3 protein-coding genes and 1 pseudogene are annotated in these 5,820 nt (G+C 40.5%); 2 read left to right on the forward strand and 2 right to left on the reverse strand.

Annotated features, from left to right (window positions below; translation table 11 throughout):
• Positions 1–117 precede the first annotated feature (117 nt).
• Positions 118–249: pseudogene (locus CDZ78_RS22840) on the forward strand (YcbK family protein); the annotation flags it as partial.
• 117 nt (positions 250–366) lie between these two features.
• Here CDZ78_RS22840 and CDZ78_RS02130 read toward each other — a convergent pair.
• Together CDZ78_RS02130 and CDZ78_RS02135 are read right to left on the reverse strand one after the other, a co-directional pair.
• A complete protein-coding gene (locus CDZ78_RS02130) occupies positions 367–2,094 on the reverse strand; it encodes a L,D-transpeptidase family protein (protein WP_167374142.1) in 1,728 nt (575 codons plus the stop codon).
• Positions 2,072–4,471, reverse strand: a complete 2,400-nt coding sequence (locus CDZ78_RS02135) for a Lon protease family protein (protein WP_087868485.1) — start codon at positions 4,469–4,471, stop codon at positions 2,072–2,074. The genes CDZ78_RS02130 and CDZ78_RS02135 overlap by 23 nt, the downstream gene beginning before the upstream one ends.
• Positions 4,472–4,944: 473 nt before the next feature.
• Here CDZ78_RS02135 and CDZ78_RS02145 point away from each other — a divergent pair, with 473 nt between their 5' ends.
• On the forward strand, positions 4,945–5,643 hold the full coding sequence (locus tag CDZ78_RS02145; RefSeq protein ID WP_087868487.1) for a response regulator transcription factor: 699 nt from the start codon (positions 4,945–4,947) through the stop codon (positions 5,641–5,643).
• Positions 5,644–5,820: the final 177 nt, after the last annotated feature.

The raw sequence follows: 5,820 nt of genomic DNA on the forward strand, positions 1-5,820 counted from the left end.
TTGTGCTCAGTCGGTGGCGGACGCAGGGCGGCTGGAGCATCTCCTATTCGCTGCGTAGGTGAACGAATTACGGCGACAGGAGTCCCGGAATTTCGTGAGGTAGCATGGCGCGCCTAAGATATTCGTATTGAAGGGATAGCTGCCAGGGATATTCAAAAGGCTGCAATGAACCTGGCTCGTGGTGGTGTCGGCTATTATCCGCGTTCAAACTTTGTCCATATCGATACTGGGCGCGTAAGATCCTGGTAAATTTTTAGCTCATAATCTGGAATCGGGATTTTTAGTTTCGTAGAGTAACAATCCAGAATCCTACACTATACTTTCCGTATTTATTAAATCCTCACTTCTGATTACAGAACCTAAAAATTAAAAGGCAGCAACCATGGATGTATGTAGTGTTGTGAAAAGTTCACTGCGCTGGGCTAAGGATGATTTTAAAGTGCTGTCGTGATTATATATATCAGGGTAAAAGGCCAGACCTGCCTGAGTTACTAAAGCCGTGCTATAAAAAATAAGCACGGGGATTTTTTGTGCTACATCAACAATGCTGGGCTTTTCTGCCTGCATTGCTTCCTGGATTTTTTGTGCATCCCATTCTGGCTGCTTTCTTAAAACAAATTGTGCTAATTTATTGGGATTTTCAACGCGAATACAACCATGACTAAAGTCACGCTTATTGCGCTTAAATAAAGACAGTGCTGGTGTATCGTGCAAATAGATGGCGTAATTATTGGGGAAAATAAACTTGATATTCCCTAAAGCATTCTTACGTCCGGGGCGTTGGCGTAAGTTTAACTGGTCACTGTATAGGCGACTTATGCTGTTTTCATTGATAGCGTATACCGGAGCATCATGTGTAAACCGGGATACGATTTCCATATTATTTTTCTGTAAATAGTCGGGATCTTTCTCAAGCAAAGGCAGAATTTCTTCAGTCAGGATGCTCTTAGGAATGTTCCAGTAAGGACTAAAAACCAGATAGCTTAATTCAGCAGTAAAAATGGGTGTTTGCAGTTTGTCCTCATTTTTATTCTTGCCTTGGACTTTATTTTTAGCTTTGCCTACGATGACTTTCATACTGAGTACATCGTCATGGCTTTGTTTGGTGTCATAAGCCCATAACTGAAATGCTGGAATATTAACCAGAATAAAAGGACCTTGTTGCTGCTCAGGTATCCAGCGCATCCGTTCCATAGCCAATTCAATCTGTTCCACGCGCTGGCTGAAAGGCGTATTTAATATCGCAAGTGTTTGTTTTCCTATAATGCCATCGTTGATGAGTCCATGTCTTGTCTGTAGATTTTGAACCTTGATCACGATATCATCAGTATAAGTATTACTAGTGATGGTATGGGTTTTGATAGGGAGCTCGAAGGGCGTATTAAGTGCTTCAAAAAAAAGGTGTAATTTACTGACCTCGGTAGACCACTCGCCTGGTCGTAAACTGCGTTCAAGTTTGAAATGTAATGGTTTTTTAAAATACTGATCTAATCGCCTATATTTAGCCAGAGCTACTTTAAGTTGCTGATAGGGTTTTAATTTTGGCTCCAGATCCTCAATAAGTGAACTGATTGCATTGATTTGTAATGCGCCAAATATGGCACTTGTGATATCAATGATTTTTTTTTGCTGTAGGCGAAAACCCAGGAGTTGAGGAGGAACGCGCCCATAGTGTAAGTCATTTAAATAACGTAAAAAAGTTAGGCTAAATGCGGTGTCAAAGACTGCAAATTGATAAAAATCAGGGTTACTGTGCTGAATGTTTTGCCATTGTGTTTTGAGGTGCTGCTCAGCGTAGTCGCTACTAATTAAGCCCTGTGTGGGAGCATCGGTATAGAGCGCTAGTAGCTGATTGATAGCCTGAACAGGGTGTTTACTACTAAACCAGAACAGCTGATTTTGATTTAACTTATAAAGTTTTTTGAGTTTTGTTTTTTCAGTGCTGCTATACGTTTCGTTAAAGTAAGGGTGACTGTTTGAGCTTAGAATAACCTTGAATATAGCGTCATGCGTGGTATCTGCATGTACCTTGAATGAACATAGCAGTACCCATGCCAGAAGGATAGTTGCTTTATGACTCCGCTTCGTCTTCATTATTATCTTCATCCTTATCATGACCTAAATCAGAAATCTCTTTTAGTCTGGAGATTGCTTTGAAGTTTAGGCTATCTTCAGGGTATTCGCCATTATTATCTTTCTTGCCGACACTTTCACCTGTTAGTAGTTCTAGTGCTTCATTAACATTGGCAACAGCATAAATAGCAAATTCATTATTGGCAACCGCATCAATAATTTCCTGTTTTAGCATTAAATTACGGATATTAGCCTGTGGGATGATGCAGCCTTGCTCGCCAGTTAAGCCGCGGCCTTTGCAGAGTTTGAAAAAGCCTTCAATTTTTTCATTAACTCCCCCTATGGTCTGTACTTCACCATATTGGTTGATTGAACCCGTGACGGCAAAACTTTGTTTGATTGGCGTGAGTGTTAAGGCAGAGATAAGACAGCATAGCTCAGCAAGTGATGCGCTATCGCCATCGATATGTCCATAAGACTGTTCCAGAGCAATACTGGCTGAAATGGCCAGAGGAAATTCTTGCGCATAACAGCTGCCTAGATACCCTGTTAAGATCATCACCCCTTTGGAATGGATGGACAGGCCAAGTTCAGCTTCACGTTCTATATCAACAATGCCGCGTGAGCCAGGATAAACTGTTACAGTAATGCGCGATGGTGCACCAAAACTGCTACCGCCGACTTCCAGTACCGTCAGGCCATTAATTTGACCTATCACACTATCGGAAGTGTTGATTAATATAGTACCATCCAGCATTTCTTCCAGAATGCTTTGGGCAATTCTGCCATTACGATATTCGCGTGCACTCAGTGCCTGCTCTATATCTAAACTATCAATTTCTGTAGACTTACATAGGAAGTTAGCTTCGCCAATAATTTCCAGGGCATCATTGATATGGGCTGATAAGCGTTGCTGATGTTCAGCCAGGCGGCAACTATGTTCCATCAGGCTGATAACCGCAGACTCAGCTAACGGTTTAGCTCCTGAATCATGAGCTTGCTGTTTCATAAGTTGCGCAAAAGCCTGCATATTATCTGCATTGCGCGGGATGTCGTAATCAAAGTCTGCCAGAATGCGAAACATTTCATTAAACTCATCATCCAGATCTTGCAATAAGTAATAGATCTCTGTTGAACCGACCAGAATAACTTTAATATTGAGTGGAATAACTTCTGGCTTAAGGGTGACTGTATTAATGCCCAGCTCTGAGTATGGCTCCTCAATTTCAATACGCCCTGATTTTAACGCGCGCTTGAGGCCTTCCCAGACAAAGGGAGAGTTTAATAGCTTGTCAGCATCTAAAATTAAATAACCTCCATTTGCCCGATGTAATGAGCCGGGACAAATACGCTGATAATTGGTTGTTAATGCACCTTGATCACTACTATATTCTATGCGGCCAAACAGGTTCTGATAGGTTGGGTTGGGTTCATAGATAACAGGAGAGCCTGTATTTTCTTTATAATTAATCAGTATGTTAGGTTGATACTGGTCTTTTAATAGCTGTTTTTTTGTGCTGTCACTAATCCCTTCTAATGACTGCGTTTGCACAAACAGGTCTTTAATGGTTTCGCCCAGGTCTTTTTTAATTTCGCTAAGATAGGTAATGACGTTATCAATATTTTGATAACGATCAGTGAGTTCTTTGAATAACGGCGAAATAGCCATGCGGATAGTGACATTATCCAGCTGTCGGTTTTTTTCAACCAGAGCACGTCGCCATTGAGGAAGTTCTATTAACTCATCACCCAGAGAGTCTTCCAGTGCTTCCGTGTCTTTATGAAAAGTATCTCGCTCTTCTTGAGAAAGTTGATTGAATTGTTCTTCATCCAGAACCTTGTTATCGCGTATTGGCGCGAAAGTAATGGATTCGGTATCACGAAACAGCGCAATATTTTTTTCTTTAGAGCGCTGTTCAATTATGTCAATAGCGCTATTATAGAGTTGGTTAAAGGTGCGCTCTATAGCAGTCTTTTTTTGCAGGTAGCTGGGGCTTTCAAAAGCCTCTGGAAAAGTTGCAATTAAATTATCAATCAGGCGATTAATATCTTTGCAAAATACCTGGGCCTGCCCAGCAGGAAGTTCAATAGCAACCGGCTCCCTGTTATTTTCAAAATTTTCAACATAAGCATAGGAAGGCGGCGTTTCCTGGCTGTGAGAAATAGGCGTTAAATGATTGGTGATCATGGATAAGCGCCCTGTACCCGGCTCGCCCATAACATAGATATTGTAGCCCGGGTTTTGCATGGCTACCCCAAATCCAAGGGCTGACTGCGCGCGCTCCTGACCAAGAATATTAGTCGCCCGGGTATTCTTGTTATCACTAAGAATAGAGTAATCTGTCTGGCTAATTTGTAGTTTTAATGAAGATACAGGAAGTTTCAACAAGTCAGTCATATCCTAAAGTAAATGGCGTAATTGAGACTGTCGATTTTAGCACTGATGTCGTGTAAAGGGGACAATTATAGTTATTTCAGTGCCCTGTGTAGGGTGGAATAGCGCAGCGTTTACCACCAAAAGACAAGCTCCGGTGCTAAAAAGTAGAGCTTTCGCAATTCGGGATTCATGCGCTGTTTATCAATCGACTTCAAGGTTGAAATTTACAAAAAAAGCAGGGTTTTCTGATAGATATGATGGTGGGCTCATGGCCAGGATAAATTTCTGCCTCCTACATATTCTTAATTACCACCTAATTGCTGTAATACTCTTATTCAGCCAGAGAAAGTGTTTAGCGGGAGAGCAGTTGCAGGATTATTGCTTTATTATGTAGTATGATTCACTGGTTTCGAACGAAAATTTACTAAATTCCTGAGTTTATCGGTTCTCGTTTGATTATTCTTGATTCGTGAGCGTTAATATTTCAATCCATTATGCAGCTAAAAAACAAGAAAACCATTCGGGTATTGATTGCTGAAGACCATGAAGTTGTTCGTCATGGGTTGAGAAGTATAATGGATCAAGAGCATGATTTAACAGTGATTGGAGAAGCTGCAAGTTGTAAAGAGATTTTAATGCTAGCATCAACTCTTAACCCTTGTGTTATTTTACTCAATGTAACCTTGAATGATGGCGAGAGTCTTGGCTGTATTGCCAGATTAAAAGAGCATTGTCCAAACTGTAAGATACTGCTATTTACAGCCTCTAAAGATAAAGAAACTCACTTACTTGCTTTGCGTTATGGAGTCGTAGGTATTGTACTTAAAAGCGAGACAGCAGAGCTGCTTTGTAAAGCCATTCGCAATGTTCATTTACACAACATTATATGGGTTGATAAAGCATTAATGGCTGAAATGTGGCAACAGAATACACAAGAGACTAAAAACATATCAACTACTTCTACTGATAAAGAAAATTCGCCAGATTCCAGTTTGCCCCTTAACACGCTCACTCCCCGTGAAAGCCAGATAGCCTGTTTATCATCTAAAGGCTTAACAGCAAAGAAGATTGGTGCGAAATTATTTATTAGTGAAAAAACAGTGCGTAATCAATTGACCGTTATTTACAGTAAACTGGGCGTAAAAAACCAACTGGAATTAAGTACTGAAGTTTCCCAATTATTGAGTAGCTGAAATACACAATGCTGGTGTATCGAGGTTTATTTTAGGTGGTTTTGCCATGTTTATAGCAAACCCCTACTTAATTCCCCTTAGGCAATAGCATTTGAAACGAATGAAAAGACTATTTTTTTCATATAGTTGTAGCATAGTTTCAATTTTACCATAAATAATTATTGGGAAACTTCAGTT

Source organism: Bathymodiolus platifrons methanotrophic gill symbiont (assembly GCF_002189065.1).
GTDB lineage: Bacteria > Pseudomonadota > Gammaproteobacteria > Methylococcales > Methylomonadaceae > Methyloprofundus.

Coding starts and splice junctions, on each gene's coding strand:
- CDZ78_RS02135 (WP_087868485.1), bottom strand. CDS start 4,471: ATGACTGACTTGTTGAAACTTCCTGTATCTTCATTAAAACTACAAATT.
- CDZ78_RS02145 (WP_087868487.1), top strand. CDS start 4,945: ATGCAGCTAAAAAACAAGAAAACCATTCGGGTATTGATTGCTGAAGAC.
- CDZ78_RS02130 (WP_167374142.1), bottom strand. CDS start 2,094: ATGAAGACGAAGCGGAGTCATAAAGCAACTATCCTTCTGGCATGGGTA.